The organism is Prevotella sp. P5-108 (genome assembly GCF_002251385.1).
GTDB lineage: Bacteria > Bacteroidota > Bacteroidia > Bacteroidales > Bacteroidaceae > Prevotella.
In genome coordinates, this window is the sequence record NZ_NPJJ01000028.1 from 1 (window position 1) to 14,705 (window position 14,705).

Genomic DNA, 14,705 nt, shown 5'->3' on the forward strand with positions numbered 1-14,705 from the left:
GGGCGAATACTGCAAAAAACAAGGAGGCTGTGTGGGTTTTTCAGATTTTATGTTTACCTTTGCCCGATGCAGAGGTGGCTCCGGCTCCTGCCAACGTCATCTCCAAGAGCGTGGAGGTACCGACGGCTGCGGGCAGACCGGCGGCAGCCAGGACGCGGAGGGCAGAGGGGCAGTCGGGGGCGAATACTGCAAAAAACAAGGAGGCTGTGTGGGTTTTTCAGATTTTATGTTTACCTTTGCCCGATGCAGAGGTGGCTCCGGCTCCTGCCAACGTCATCTCCAAGAGCGTGGAGGTACCGACGGCGGCGGTCAGACAACTCTGCAGGCGGCCGGGACTATGCGCCATGGTCGCCGGGACTATGCGCCAGGTCACTGGGGCTATGCACCATGGTCGCCGGGACTATGCGCCAGGTCGCTGGGACTATGCGCCAGGTCGCCGGGACTATGCGCCAGGTCGCCGGAAGCAAGAACAAAGGACAAAAGATATATATAATATAATAAGGTATGCGTGTACTAATCGTCAACACGAGCGAGAGGGCTGGCGGAGCGGCTGTGGCTGCACGACGGCTGATGGAAGCGCTCAACAACAGCGGCGTAAAAGCCAAGATGCTGGTGCGCGACAAGGAGACAGAGCACATCGCGGTGTGCAGTCTGCCCAAGTCGTGGCGCCACCACTTCAATTTCCTGTGGGAAAGACTGACGATATATCTCCATCTGCGGCTGAACCGCCGCCATCTGTGGGAGATAGATACCGCCAACGCGGGCAACGACATCACAAGGCTGCCCGAATTCAAGGAGGCAGACATCATCCATCTGCACTGGGTCAACCAGGGCATGCTCTCGCTGAAGAATATCCGCAAAATACTCGACTCGGGAAAGCCGGTGGTATGGACGATGCACGACATCTGGGCCGCTACGGCGATATGCCACCTCACCCTGGGATGTGAGCGGTTCAAGAGCCACTGCGCCCACTGCCCCTATCTGCCCGGAGACAGCAGCCACGACCTCGCCGACGCCACCTGGCGACGCAAGGAGCGCATGCTCACCGGCAGACACATCACCTTTGTAGCGTGCAGCCACTGGATGGAGAGCGAAGCGCGCCAGAGCCGGCTCCTGGAGGGACAGGAGACCTGCGCCATACCCAACCCCATCGACGCCCGCCTCTTCGCCCCTGCCGACAAGGCCGAAGCCCGAAGAAGACTGGGGCTCCCCGCCGACCGAAGACTGATACTCTTTGCCTCGCAGCGCGTGACCAACGTGAACAAGGGCATGGACTATCTCATCGAGGCTTGCCGAAAATGGGAGCAGGAGCATCCGGAGATACGCGAGAACACGGGCCTCATCATCGTGGGCGGCCACGCCGAAGAGATAGCCGACCGCCTGCCGCTACAGGCTTACCCCTTAGGGTATGTCAACGACCCGCGCCGCATGGTGGATGTCTACAACGCCGCCGACGCCTTCGTGCTGCCGTCGCTCTCTGAAAACCTGCCCAACACCATCATGGAGGCGATGGCCTGCGGTGTGCCCTGCATCGGCTTCCGCGTGGGCGGCATACCCGAAGAGATAGACCACAAGGTCAACGGATATGTGGCTGAATACAAGGATGCCGACGACCTGGCTCGCGGTCTGCACTGGACGCTCGACGAGGCCGACCGCAAGACTCTGGGCGAGGAAGCCGTGAAGAAGGTGGCACAGCACTACAGCCAGCGCGCCGTCGCCGCACGCTATATCAATATCTACAACCGCCTTGCAGGCAAAGACTATCTGGAAGCATGACCATAACCGTTATCACATGTACCTACAACGCCGCGGACGAACTGCCGCGGACGCTGGCGAGCGTGGAGAGCCAGGACTATGACCAAGTGGAGCATCTCATCATCGACGGCAAGTCGAAGGATGACACCATGAAACTGGTAAGGGAGTATGAAGAAAAATCGCGGGGAGCGTCTCCCCACCGGATAAGGGCCGTCTCGGAGCCCGACGGCGGACTCTACGACGCGATGAACAAAGGCATCCAGATGGCTGAGGGCGACTACCTCGTATTCCTCAACGCCGGCGACACCTTCAAGGACGAGCACACGCTGCAGCGGGTGGCTCATGCGGCGCTCATGCCCGACGAGAAGCCGGCGGTAATCTATGGCGACACCGACATCATCGACGACCGAGGCCACTATGTGGGCCGCCGCCGTCTGGCTCCGCCCGAGGCGCTCAGCTGGAAGTCGTTCCGCCACGGCATGCTGGTATGCCACCAGGCGTTTTACGCCCGCACCGACCTGGCCAAGGCCATCCCCTACGACCTGAAGTACCGCTACTCTGCCGATGTGGACTGGTGTATAAAAATAATGAAGTCGGCAGCAAGCTACCGACTTCCTCTTGTCAACACACATGCAGTGTTGGCTTGTTTTCTCGATGGTGGCATGACCACCACATATCATCGCCGTTCGCTCCGCGAACGTTTCAGCGTGATGTGCCACCACTACGGCGTGGCCAGCACGGTGGTGATGCATCTCTGGTTTGCCCTGCGCGGCGTCATCAGTCATCGGCGCACTCGTTGAGGGTGTAGGCGCTGCTGCCGTCGAAGCAGTGGGTGCAGACCTGACACTTGGGAAGACCGATGGCACGGATCAGCTCTTCCACACTATTGAAGCGGAGCGAGGTAAGTCCAAGCTCCTCAGCTATAGCCGCCACCATACGCTCGTACTCGGGCGACCCGGTGGTGGCATATTTATCCAGATTCTTGTTAGCATCGCCCTCGAAGCGCTCGATGATGCGTCGGGTGATGAGTTCCATATCACTCTTGGACGAGGTAAAGTTGATAAACGGACAGCCGTAGACCAGGGGCGGACAGGCTATACGCATGTGGCACTCCTTGACCTGTGCCTGGTCAAACAACACCTTGACATTGTCTCTCAACTGGGTCCCGCGCACGATGGAGTCGTCGCAGAACAGCACGCGCTTGCCCTTGAGCATAGCCACATTGGGGATGAGCTTCATCTTGGCGACCAGCGAGCGCATAGCCTGGTTGGCGGGAGTGAAGGAGCGGGGCCAGGTGGGGGTGTACTTGGCGATACAGCGCTGATAGGGCACCCGCTTGCCGGCAGCGTAGCCCATGGCCATACCCGTGCCGGAGTCGGGGATGCCACTGCAGCAGTCTACCTCGGTATCGTCGGTGAGCGCCATCTGGTAGCCATTGTCGAAGCGCACCTTCTCGACATTCCTGCCCTCATAGGTAGAGGTAGGGAAGCCATAGTAAACCCAGAGGAAGGAGCAAATCTGCATCTTCTTGTTGGCAGGGCGTATCTGCTCGGTGCCATCGGCTGTGATGCGCACAATCTCGCCCGGACCCAGCTCGTAGCAAGGCTCGAAGCCGAGGTTGGGGAACGAGGTGGTCTCGCTCGTCACGGCGTAGGCGCCATCCTTCTTGCCGATGATGAGCGGGGTGCGCCCCCAACTGTCGCGGGCACAGATGATGCCGTCGGTGGTAAGGATGAGCATCGTGCACGAGCCCTTGACATGATGATATACATTCTCGATGCCCTCGCGGAATGTCTTGCCCTGGATGATGTGGAGCGCCACAAGCTCGGTGGTATTGGTCTTGCCCGACGACATCTCGGCGAAGTGCATATTGTGGCTGAGCATCTCGGCCTCGAGTTGCTCCATGTTGGCAATCTTGGACACCGTGCAGATGGCAAACTGCCCCAGATGAGAGTTCATGACCAATGGCTGTGCATCGGTATCACTGATGACACCTATACCTGAACAGCAGCCTTCAAACTTGTTGAGCGAAGCCTCAAATTTAGAACGAAAATAAGAACTTTCGAGGTTATGGATAGAGCGGACGAAGCCCTTATCCTCACTATAGGTTGCCATACCGCCACGACGGGTACCGAGGTGTGAATTGTAGTCGGTTCCGTAGAACAAATCGGCAACGCAGCTTTTCTTGGAAATAGTTCCGAAAATGCCTCCCATAAATGATAATAATATACTAACAGTGTAATTACGCGCTGCAAAGTTACGTAAAAATCTTGGGGTTGAATATATAGTTTTTGTTATTTTTTCCTACTTTTTTGTGACAAAATACCATGGCTCTCTTGCCCATGCCGGCATTTATGGGTATCTTTGCTGCGTTAACAAATCTACACCTTATTATATAATATAGAATGATACGCATCCTAAACAGTACAAAACGCATCGTCGCCACCATCGTCGCGACCGCAACATGGATTGCCGTCGCAGCCCAACCCAACATGATCTACGACAACGACGGCACCGAGCTGCTGCTGAACACCTACTGGAACGGCGCACCGCTCACGCTCGCCCACCTCGACTCGCTCACGAGTCTTGCCGCGGGCTCGCAGGTGGCCACCTACTCCATCTGCTCGGGCAGCGACTTCGTATGCTATCCCTCGCGCTACTGCCGCTACTACGGCGACGACCGCGGCCACATAGACCATGGCGGCAACACGGCGCTCTACAACAATATGCGCACCTGCTATGACAATCTGCTCCGCATCGAGGCCGAGGGAGGTGAGTTTATGCGGTCTTCGCTGCAGCTGGCTCGGCGCCACGGCATGGCGGCGATGATAGTCTACCGCATGAACGACCTCCACTTTGCCGACGCCGAGACAGACTGTCCCGTGATGTGGGCAGAATGGTGGATCAAGCATCCCGAATACCGCATCGGCGACCCCACGCTGGGATGGCACAGTGCCGGCGCCTACGACTTTGCCCATCGCGCCGTGCGCAACCGCAAGGTGAGCATCATCGCCGAACAACTCAGCCGTTACCGCGACGACATCGACTGGTATATGCTGGACTTCATGCGCTTCTTCTGCTACTTCAAGCGGGGCGAAGGCAAGCGCCACACGGCTGAGATGACCGATATGATGAGGCAGATAAGGCGTCGGGCAGACCGCGAGTCGTCACGCCGCAAGCAGCCAGGACGCATAAAGCTCGCCGTGAGGGTGGCGCCGTCGCTGGCAGAGAATCTGGAGAAGGGAATAGACCTACGCGAGTGGCTCGAGGAAGGCCTGATAGACCTGGTGAGCGTGGGCACCCACACGCTGATAGACCCGGCTCAGCCCATAGCCCAGATGCGCAGCGAGTTGGGCAATGCGCTCAACACACCCCTCTACGCCAGCACCGACATGATGACCTACACCGAGAACGAGCCCGTCTCGGAGGGTATGATGCGCGGCTTCTGCTCGGCTGCCCTGGACCAGGGCGCCGACGGCATCTATCTCTTCAACTACTTCTTCAACCGCTATGTGAGCGGCCACTACCAGCTGGAGCACGGAGGGCAGGTATGCCGCACGGCGCACCCTCGTATGCTCCACGAACTGGGTAGCCGGCAGATGCTCGAGGGTCGCAACAAGACCTACTGGCTCTCGGACGGCAAACGGCAGTACGGGCTGCGCCCCAACACACCACTTCCGCTCGCGCTCAAGGGCGGAGAGCGTCGCGATGTAACCATCTACGTGGGCGACCACATGGACTCTATCCGTCCGCGCGAAGTCATCGTCTTCTTCCGCACCCGCGGCGAGGCGCTGCTCAGCCTGAGCCTCAACGGCAAGCCCATGACTGCCACCCGCGCAGACTACCCTGCGCTCTACGACCGCTGCCGCAGACTGGCAGAGGGCGAGCACCAGTATGCCGTGACCATGCCTGCCGACGCCCTGCGCCACGGCGACAACACCATCACCATCACAGCCCCCGCCGGGAGCACTCCCGTCACGCTGAAACGCGTGGAACTCACCCTCAACTATGGCGACGTGGATACCCACGGGTACTTCTAACCAGCCCCAAGCCATCACCTCCCATCCGGAGGACACCCCCACGGCATCAAAAATCATCTCCACGCTGCCTGAGACAAACGACGCAAATCCGAAGGTCATCTCGAGGATTCCAAAGGTCATCTCGAGGATTCCAAAGGTCACCTCGATGAATCCGAAGGTCATCCCCATCGCCACCGCGACCATCGCTGCTGGCGCCAAGATGATGAGAAAAGCCACGAATACTGTTAAATATTCATAAATCTTCATCATTGGGAGCGTCTCGATAATGGCTGATATAAAAATAATGTGTAATTTTGCACGCCGATTATTTCGGGGACACACTTAGAGTCCCCCGTGTGAGCGTGTTAATAGTGGCGCTTTTGGCCGAGCGTCATGGTTAGTGAATCGCCTGCACATCAAGAGAAATAAAAACGTTTTTTAGTAGTAAAAATTAAAATTAAAAATGAACACTTTAAGTTACAAGACTATTTCCGTTAACAAGGAAACAGCTACCAAGGAGTGGGTCGTTATCGACGCCACCGACCAGATTGTAGGTCGTCTTTGCTCAAAGGTTGCAAAGTTGCTCCGTGGTAAGTACAAGCCAAACTTCACTCCCCACGTGGACTGTGGAGACAACGTAATCATTATCAATGCCGCTAAGGTTCGCTTCACTGGTAAGAAGGAAACTGACAAGGTTTACACCCGCTATACCGGCTATCCCGGTGGTCAGCGCTTCAACACTCCTGCCGACCTCCGTACTCGCAAGAACGGTGTCGACAAGATTGTTCGCCACGCTGTCAAGGGTATGCTCCCCAAGGGTCCTCTCGGTCGCGCACTGCTCGACAACCTCTATGTATATGAGGGCACAGAGCACAAGCACGAGGCTCAGAAGCCAAAGTCAATCGATATTAACCAGTATAAATAATAGGAACTAAAGATGGAAATGATTAATGCAATCGGTCGCCGCAAGAGCTCTGTAGCTCGTGTTTACCTCACCGAAGGTACCGGTAAGATCACAATCAACAAGAAAGATTTGAAAGATTTCTTCCCATCAGCTATCCTTCAGTATGTGGTTAAGCAGCCACTGAACCTTCTGGAAGTTGCTGAGAAGTATGATATAAAGGCCAACCTCGACGGTGGTGGTTTCACCGGCCAGAGCCAGGCTCTCCGCCTCGCTATCGCCCGTGCCCTCGTTAAGGTTAACGCCGAAGACAAGAAGGCTCTGAAGGACCAGGGTTTCCTCACACGCGACTCTCGTGCTGTTGAGCGTAAGAAGCCAGGTCAGCCCAAGGCTCGTCGTCGCTTCCAGTTCAGTAAGCGTTAATATACTGAACCGTTTAGCATCTAAACCCATAAGACTTGCCTCTGCTGGCGATTACCTGTGGGTTGGTTCTAAGCAATATAGAATTAAAAAAGAAAGTAAACAACTCAAAAAGAAAAAGCAATGTCAAGAACTAATTTTGACCAGTTACTCCAGGCAGGTTGCCACTTTGGCCACCTCCGTCGCAAGTGGAATCCCGCTATGGCTCCTTACATCTTCATGGAGCGCAATGGCATCCATATCATAGACCTCAACAAGACTGTTGCCAAGATCGACGAGGCAGCAGAGGCGCTGAAGGGTATCGCCAAGTCAGGCAAGAAAATCATGTTTGTCGCTACTAAAAAACAGGCAAAGGACATCGTAGCCGAGAAGGCTGCATCAGTTAACATGCCTTACGTAATCGAGCGTTGGCCCGGTGGTATGCTTACCAACTTCCCAACCATCCGCAAGGCTGTTAAGAAAATGGCAAACATCGACAAGCTGATGAACGACGGTACATTCTCTAACCTCTCTAAGCGCGAGTTGCTGCAGGTAACCCGTCAGCGTGCCAAGCTGGAGAAGAACCTCGGTTCAATCTCTGACCTGACTCGTCTGCCCTCTGCCCTCTTCGTTATCGACGTAATGAAGGAGCACATCGCAGTGAAAGAGGCTCAGCGTCTGGGCATCCCAGTATTCGCTATCGTGGATACCAATTCTGATCCCAAGGCTGTAGACTACCTGATTCCTGCCAACGACGACGCCAAGGACTCTATCGAGGTTATACTGAACGCCTGCTGCGGTGCTATCGCAGAAGGTCTCGAGGAGCGCAAGGCTGAGAAGGCTGACGAGAAGGCTGCTGCTGAGCAGGCTGAGGAAGTGGCAGAGGCTAAGCCCCGCCGCACACGCAAGGCCCGCAAGGAAGAGGCTCCCGCCGCTGAGGCTGCTGCTACAGAGGCTCCCGCCGCTGAGTAATCAATAGAATCACAAACCCAAGTTTAAGAAATAACAATTATGGCTGTTACAATAGAAGATATCAAAAAGCTGCGCGCTATGACTGGCGCCGGTCTGGCTGATGTAAAGAACGCCCTGAACGAGGCTGAAGGCGATTTCGACAAGGCTAAGGAGCTCCTGCGTGAGCGTGGTCTCGCCATCGCTGCCAAGCGTTCAGACCGTGAGACATCAAATGGTTGCGTACTGGTTAAGAAGGTTGATGGCTTCGCCGCAATGGTTGCCGTGAAGTGTGAGACCGACTTCGTAGCTGCCGGTAAGGACTTCATCGCCCTCGTAGGCGAAATCCTCGACGCTGCTATCGCCGCACGCTGCACCAACCTCGACGAGGTTAAGGCGCTGAAGCTCGCCAATGGCGACGACGCTGCCACCGCCGTACAGCATCGCTCAGGTGTTACCGGTGAGAAGATGGAGCTCGATGGCTACAACTATCTCGTAGGTGACAACATCTCTGTATACGACCACATGGGCCGCCACACTCTGGCTACCATGGTACAGCTGGACAAGGACAACGAAGAGGCTGCTCACAAGGTAGCTATGCAGGTTGCAGCAATGAAGCCTGTAGCTCTCGACGAGGCTTCTGTTCCTCAGGCCGTTAAGGACGAGGAGCTCAAGGTGGCTATCCAGAAGACCAAGGAAGAGCAGGTAGAGAAGGCTGTAGTTGCCGCTATCAAGAAGGCTGGCATCAATCCTAACCTCGTAGACAGCGATGACCACATCGAGTCTAACATGAAGAAGGGATGGCTCACACAGGAGGAGGCTGACAAGGCCCGCGAAATCAAGCAGACCGTAGGCGCTGAGAAGGCTGCCAACCTGAACGAGCAGATGATCCAGAACATTGCCAAGGGCCGTATGGCCAAGTTCTTCAAGGAGAACTGCCTGGTAGACCAGGAGTTCCAGTTCGCCGACGAGGATGGCAAGATTTCAGTTAAGGACTGGTTGAAGAAGCAGGGCGATCTCAACATCGTTGCTTACAAGCGCTTCACCCTCCTGGCTGACTAATTTTCGATATAGTTAAAATCGAAATAATAATAAGGACTGTACCCCTTTCGAGGGATGCAGTCCTTTTTTAGTGCATGGCAGTGGCGGGGGCAGCCGGATGCAGCGTCGCGACGGCAGGCGTGGCCAGGGCTATTTTGCCCTGCACCAATGATTTTACCGGCTTTTGCGCAAGCACTGTCAGAATTATTGTGTAACTTTGTGTATCAATAACAAACAATCACCTATGAACCCATCTACCCACCCGTCAAGGACAGGCCACCACAAGGAGAAATAAAAACCTATATAACAATGAAACGTATATCCACACTGCTGTGCATGCTGCTCTGTCTGACAGCCTTATATGCGCAGAGGGCCGACAACTATCCGCCCACCAAGAACGCCCAGGTCAAGCTGAGCGAAACCAATCTGCCCATCGTCTTCATCGACGTAGACGGCAAGATGATACTCCGCGAAGAGCGTATCACCGCAAAAATCAAAATCATAGACAACGGCACGGGCAAGACCAACTATGCCGACCTCGCTGCCCACCCCGACCAGAAGGTGGACTATGAGGGATATATCAGTCTGAAATATCGCGGCAACTCGTCGTTCAACTCGTCTGACAAGAAGCCCTACGGCTTCAAGACCATCGCCAAACCACTGGAAGAAGGCGGCAAGAAGGTGAAGGTGAGCCTGCTGGGACTGGGCAAAGACAACGACTGGGTGCTGCTGGCACCTTTCGCTGACAAGTCGATGATACGCGACGTGCTCACCTTCGAGCTGGGGCGTCCCTACCTGGACTGGGTGCCCAGCTCGCGCCATGTCGAGGTGGTGGTCGACGGCAAATACTACGGCATCTACATCCTCACCGAGCGTCCTGGCAAGGGCAAGAACCGCCTGAACCTGCATGACCCCGGCGAGGACGGAGGCGACCTGACGGGCGACTGGCGCGTGGAGATAGACCGCGACGACGAAGACCACTACTACCGCTCCAAGTATCACCCCTATGGCCGCTACGGAACGGTGGACAATACCAAATACATCACCTACCAATACGACGACCCTGAGTATGAGGACTTTGCCGACCTGCCCGCCGGAACGGAGAAGGCCATCCAAAAGTCGATAGACGACATGGAAGACTGCTTTGCCGGCGACAACTACAAAGACCCCGTCAACGGCTATCGGAAGTATATCGACGTAACCTCGTTTATCGACTATATGCTCTCGACCGAGTTCACGTTCAACGTGGACGGCTACCGTCTGAGTTCGCACATGTACAAGTACAGCGAGACGCGCGCCAAGAACGAGGGGCTCGACAGCCGCTGGAAGTGTACGCTCTGGGACTTCAACATCGCGCTGGGCAACGCCGACTACTACAAGGGCTCGCGTACCGACCTGTGGCAGTACGACATGAACAGCCGCGAGACCGACAACCAGCTGGTGCCGTTCTGGTGGAAAAGGCTGATAGACGACCCTGCCTATCAGACCGACCTGAAGGCCCGCTGGGCGGAGTATCGCGAGGGTCAGTATGCCGACAACCGCATCAACGCCAAGATAGACTCGCTCGCCACGCTGCTCACCTCGGGAGGCGCGATGGAGCGCAACGAGGCAGCCTGGGGCATGTTTGGCAGATATGTATGGCCCAACGCCTATGTGGGCTACAGCTTCAACGACGAGATAAGCTACCTGAAGCGATGGATAAAGAACCGTCTGACATTCATGGACAAGAAACTGCTGCCGCAGGAGAAGACAGACATACGACCCGTGACGGTGGCGTCGGGGTATAATGCCGACGTGGTGGTCGAGGCGCTGCCCGCAAGCAGCCATGCCGACAATGCCGGCGACGGTGCCGACAACACCTTCTACTCTGCCGGGCTCAAGGCGTCTGGCGGACTGCCTACAGACGGCGTCGTCAACGCCCCATCGGGAGCCAACTTCCAGTTAGGCGACTATGCCGCCAGCAACGCCCTCGTCATCAAGACGGGCGAAGGAGGCGACCTCATCTTCGGCGCGCCCATAACGACCAGCCAGCTCTACATCCTCGCCACCAGCGGCGACGGCAGCAGCGACCTGACGGCTACCCCACTCTACAGCGACGGCAGCCAGGGCGAGGGCATCGCGCTCACTGTGGCAGACTGGTCGGTAAAGAGTCTGTCGGGCGAAGAGGCCATCAGCGGACTGAGCCGCATCAACAAGCGCACGGACACCTACAGCCAGAGCTTCGCCTTCTGTCTCTTTGACCACGCCATCGGCACCGACAAGAGTCGCAAGCTCAGAGGCGTGCGTCTCGCCAGTACCCGCGGAGGTCGCGCCTTGGTGATGGGTGTGGCCTACAAGGTGGTACAGACCGTGGGCATCGACAGCCCCGCCACTGGAGAGCTCAAGGCGGTGGGTTACTACACGCCCAACGGAGTGCGCATAGCACGCCCGGGCAGCGGCATCACCATCGTCAAATACAGCGACGGCAGCGTGAAGAAGATTGTGGCTGGACGCAGCTGCAACAACTAATAAGAATATGTTTATAGTAATCGCATTTATATTTCTCGGCATCGGCTTGGGCTACACCGTACGCACAAGACTGGCGGCACAGGCCCGCGCCAAGGCGGTGGGCACCTGGACAGCCAGGGCCACGACATGGTTGATATGGCTCCTGCTCTTTATGCTGGGAGCCGAGGTGGGCGGCAACGAGCAGATAATCGCCGCCCTGCCCACCCTGGGCGTAGAGGCTCTGCTGCTGGCAGTTTGCAGCGTATTGGGCTGCTGCGTGCTGGCTTGGGCACTGTGGAAGAGCGTGAAAGGAGACCGCGCATGAAAGGCAGTCTGATTGTGGTGGGCTTCTTCATCCTCGGCCTCGTGGCGGGTCGCATGGACGCGCTGCCCGCATGGATGGCAGAAGGCGGACTGAGCTTTGTGGCGCTGTGCGGACTGCTGCTCTGTGTGGGTATGAGCATTGGCCTCAACCCCGATATGAAGAGCGATTTCAAGAGTCTCAATCCGAGGCTGGCGCTCCTGCCCATAGCCACTATCCTGGGCTCGTGGGTGGGCGCGATGGTGGCTTTCGCCATCATGCTGGGCGGCGACGGGGGCATCATCCAGCCCCGCGGACTCACAGACTGCCTGGCCATAGACAGCGGTTTTGCCTACTACTCGCTGTCGAGTATCTTCATCACCGAATATCGCGGTGCCGAGCTGGGCACCATCGCTCTGCTGACCAATATCATCCGTGAGATGATTACGCTGCTGATGACGCCACTGATGGCGAAGTGGTTTGGGCCACTGGCGCCGATATCCTCGGGTGGAGCCACGACGATGGACACCACGCTGCCCATCATCACCCAGACGATAGGCCAGCGCTATGTGGCGCTGAGCATCTTCCACGGCTTTGCCACCGACTTCTCCGTGCCCTTCCTCGTGACCATGTGGTGCATGCTGGGGGCTTGAGTTTGGGAGACTGTGGCTAAGATGGCGCCAGGCTGAGTGGCTGGCATCATGGATGAGAATATAATAAAAATCAATGAATTTGCCGATGATATGATTACACGTTGTTATCTTGAAACGACAGATGTCTGCAACCTCAACTGCGTCTTCTGCCCCAAGACCACGCGTCCAAAGCGCACGATGACGCTTGAGGAGTTTGACCTGCTGACCAGCAGGCTCGCAGGTAGGGTCAAGTTTCTGTATTTCCACCTCATGGGCGAACCTTTCCTTCATCCCCATCTGCCCCAATTTGTGGAGATGGCTCGACAGAAAGGATTTATCCCGGTGATTACCACCAACGGCACGCTGCTGTCGAAGCGGGAGGATATGCTCGAGGCTCTGCCCCATAAGCTGCAGATTTCCCTGCACTCGCACGAGGGTAACGGCAAGGAGGACCTCAAGCAATATATCGACGAGGTGATGACCTTCGCCAAAGAAGCAGCTCGTCGAGGATGCATCATCGTGCTGCGGCTGTGGAACGAAGGCGGCCACAACAGCATGAACGAAGAGATTATCCGTCTGATAGCCAACCACCAGCCTCGCCCGTGGGTTGAGCGAAACGATGGCTGGCGACTGGCAGAGAACCTGTATATCGAGAGCGACAATATGTTTGAATGGCCTGACCTCCAGCACGAATCCTACGCCGGCGAAGAGGTGTTCTGCTATGCTCTCCGCAACCAGCTTGGCGTGCTCGTCGACGGCACCGTGGTCCCCTGCTGCCTGGACCATAACGGCGACATGGACTTGGGCAACCTCTACACCCAGAGTCTGGAGGAGATCCTCGCGTCGCCGCGCGCCCACGCCATCTATCAGGGCTTCACCAACCACACCGCCACCGAGCCCCTCTGCCAGCGCTGCGCCTACTCCGCCGTGTCGAAACGGTTTAGGAAATAGAGGTGGGTGAGAGGGATCCATAGTTGGCGAAGGCGTAGGGGCGTCGCTATACATCATATTATTGCTGTCCGCTAAAACTTTTTGGAACATAAAGAATTAGGGCTGGATTCCTCGCTTGGAATTCAGCCCTTAGTGTTACTCCTCCCAAACAACCAAATCTCTGTCCAGGGGGATGGCGTAGCGGGAGCCACGCTCGCCGGTGACTATGTAGTTGATGGCGAGATGCTCGTCGAACTTCTCTACGAATGCCTTTCTGATTCGGGCGAGGTTCTCATTGAGGGCGTTGCCCAGCGGGTTGACGACCTTGGTTATGGTGAGGTTGAGCCGGACCTCGTCGGTACTGGGGCGCAGCTGTCGGTAGATGTTGAGCAGCTCGGTGTAATAGTCTTGCATGTGCTTGTAGATGATGCCTTCGGGATAGCGCAGGTAGAGGAAATAGATGGCTTTGGGCAGGGCACCCATCTCGATTTCCATGCCGTTGTAGTCGGGCAGAAAGATGCGATAATCGGGGGTGACAATCATGCGCGACAGGGGTTCCTGCTTGTCGATGAACCCGTGGATGGCCATGAGTGACACGCCTTCGAGCCTGAGCTTCTGGACGGTCATGCGAAGCTCGCGCAGGACATCCTCTGTAGCAATAAAGCTCAGCTTCTCGGCAGTTTCTTCCGCAGAGGCGGGCATGGCGGACTCTGCAGCAGGCTCCAGAAACTCCTGAGAAAGAAGGCACTCTGACTTATCTTCCATCGGGACGCTCGCCAGGCAAGGACTGATTGGCGCCATATCGGCATCTACGCCACAGGATGCGGCAAGCCTTTGACTTATCAGATGTACCAGGGCGTCCATGGCTGCGGAAGAAACAAAGTCGACATCGGACAAGGCCACTTGCCGGAATCTGACATCACCCGCGTACCCCTCCCGCGTAGCCCCGAAGATGAGCGATGGCTTCAGACGCTTGCGCTGGTCTTCGTCAGAGATATAGGGAGCGAACGCATCGCTCCTGACCTCGCCGACCAGAGGCTGGGAAGAGAGATAGGGCGCATAGTAACGCAGCTTGGCCTCGATGTCGTGCTCGCTGAGCAGGTAGGGCATGTAGTAGAAATCCATACCAGCACGGGCGAACTTGGCTTTTAGGCGCAGATAGACGTCGCGGATGAGGTCATTGACATCCTCATCGTAGCCATTCTCGATAAAGAACACCTGATTGGGTTCGGGACGGAACGGCAGATTGCAGAATAGTATCGTATTAGTGTTCATTGTTATGATTGTCAGTG

Annotated in this window: 16 protein-coding genes; 12 read left to right on the plus strand and 4 right to left on the minus strand. The window is 56.5% G+C overall.

The genetic code is table 11. The features are described 5' to 3' along the window. Positions 1-40: 40 nt before the first annotated feature. Positions 41-199, minus strand: coding sequence for a hypothetical protein (locus CIK95_RS13135; protein WP_158215093.1), 159 nt, complete (start codon positions 197-199; stop codon positions 41-43). A gap of 18 nt (positions 200-217) precedes the next feature. Beyond that, positions 218-346, minus strand: coding sequence for a hypothetical protein (locus CIK95_RS13565; protein WP_256387369.1), 129 nt, complete (start codon positions 344-346; stop codon positions 218-220). Between the two features lie 158 nt (positions 347-504). Between CIK95_RS13565 and CIK95_RS04685 the strand changes: the two genes are divergently transcribed. Further along, entirely contained in the window at positions 505-1,776 is a 1,272-nt protein-coding gene (locus CIK95_RS04685) for a glycosyltransferase family 4 protein (protein ID WP_094466415.1), read from the plus strand. Further along, positions 1,773-2,555: a glycosyltransferase family 2 protein gene (locus CIK95_RS04690; protein ID WP_094466416.1), complete on the plus strand. Its 783-nt coding sequence runs from the start codon at positions 1,773-1,775 to the stop codon at positions 2,553-2,555. The genes CIK95_RS04685 and CIK95_RS04690 overlap by 4 nt, the downstream gene beginning before the upstream one ends. Here the strand turns inward: CIK95_RS04690 and CIK95_RS04695 are convergent. Next, a complete protein-coding gene (locus CIK95_RS04695) occupies positions 2,533-3,969 on the minus strand; it encodes an amidophosphoribosyltransferase (RefSeq protein WP_094466417.1) in 1,437 nt (478 codons plus the stop codon). The two genes, CIK95_RS04690 and CIK95_RS04695, sit on opposite strands and share 23 nt — an antisense overlap. Before the next feature lie 191 nt (positions 3,970-4,160). On the opposite strand from CIK95_RS04695, the gene CIK95_RS04705 reads away from it, so the two are divergent. The 10 genes from CIK95_RS04705 (at position 4,161) to CIK95_RS04745 (ending at position 13,434) form a co-directional block, all read left to right on the plus strand. Then, positions 4,161-5,795, plus strand: a complete 1,635-nt coding sequence (locus CIK95_RS04705; RefSeq protein ID WP_144007734.1) for a hypothetical protein — start codon at positions 4,161-4,163, stop codon at positions 5,793-5,795. Beyond that, a complete protein-coding gene (locus tag CIK95_RS12770) occupies positions 5,764-6,033 on the plus strand; it encodes a hypothetical protein (protein WP_144007735.1) in 270 nt (89 codons plus the stop codon). The genes CIK95_RS04705 and CIK95_RS12770 overlap by 32 nt, the downstream gene beginning before the upstream one ends. A gap of 204 nt (positions 6,034-6,237) precedes the next feature. Then, on the plus strand, positions 6,238-6,699 hold the full coding sequence (gene rplM, locus CIK95_RS04710) for a 50S ribosomal protein L13 (RefSeq protein ID WP_022311378.1): 462 nt from the start codon (positions 6,238-6,240) through the stop codon (positions 6,697-6,699). 12 nt (positions 6,700-6,711) lie between these two features. After that, positions 6,712-7,098, plus strand: coding sequence for a 30S ribosomal protein S9 (gene rpsI / locus CIK95_RS04715; RefSeq protein WP_022311377.1), 387 nt, complete (start codon positions 6,712-6,714; stop codon positions 7,096-7,098). A 120-nt stretch (positions 7,099-7,218) separates the two neighbouring features. Beyond that, positions 7,219-8,046: a 30S ribosomal protein S2 gene (gene rpsB / locus CIK95_RS04720; RefSeq protein WP_094385699.1), complete on the plus strand. Its 828-nt coding sequence runs from the start codon at positions 7,219-7,221 to the stop codon at positions 8,044-8,046. A 39-nt stretch (positions 8,047-8,085) separates the two neighbouring features. Beyond that, positions 8,086-9,084 (plus strand): translation elongation factor Ts, encoded by a 999-nt coding sequence (tsf, locus tag CIK95_RS04725; RefSeq protein ID WP_022311375.1) that lies wholly within the window; start codon positions 8,086-8,088, stop codon positions 9,082-9,084. Between the two features lie 288 nt (positions 9,085-9,372). Further along, complete coding sequence (locus tag CIK95_RS04730; protein ID WP_094466420.1) at positions 9,373-11,571, plus strand: CotH kinase family protein; 2,199 nt, start codon at positions 9,373-9,375, stop codon at positions 11,569-11,571. 7 nt (positions 11,572-11,578) lie between these two features. Continuing rightward, positions 11,579-11,875 (plus strand): LysO family transporter, encoded by a 297-nt coding sequence (locus CIK95_RS04735; RefSeq protein ID WP_094466421.1) that lies wholly within the window; start codon positions 11,579-11,581, stop codon positions 11,873-11,875. Beyond that, positions 11,872-12,504 (plus strand): lysine exporter LysO family protein, encoded by a 633-nt coding sequence (locus tag CIK95_RS04740; RefSeq protein WP_094466422.1) that lies wholly within the window; start codon positions 11,872-11,874, stop codon positions 12,502-12,504. Before CIK95_RS04735 ends, CIK95_RS04740 begins: the two co-directional genes overlap by 4 nt. A 48-nt stretch (positions 12,505-12,552) precedes the next feature. After that, a complete protein-coding gene (locus CIK95_RS04745; RefSeq protein WP_254046424.1) occupies positions 12,553-13,434 on the plus strand; it encodes a radical SAM/SPASM domain-containing protein in 882 nt (293 codons plus the stop codon). A gap of 135 nt (positions 13,435-13,569) precedes the next feature. On the opposite strand, the gene CIK95_RS04750 is transcribed toward CIK95_RS04745, so the two are convergent. After that, positions 13,570-14,688, minus strand: coding sequence for a hypothetical protein (locus CIK95_RS04750; RefSeq protein ID WP_094466423.1), 1,119 nt, complete (start codon positions 14,686-14,688; stop codon positions 13,570-13,572). Positions 14,689-14,705 lie beyond the last annotated feature (17 nt).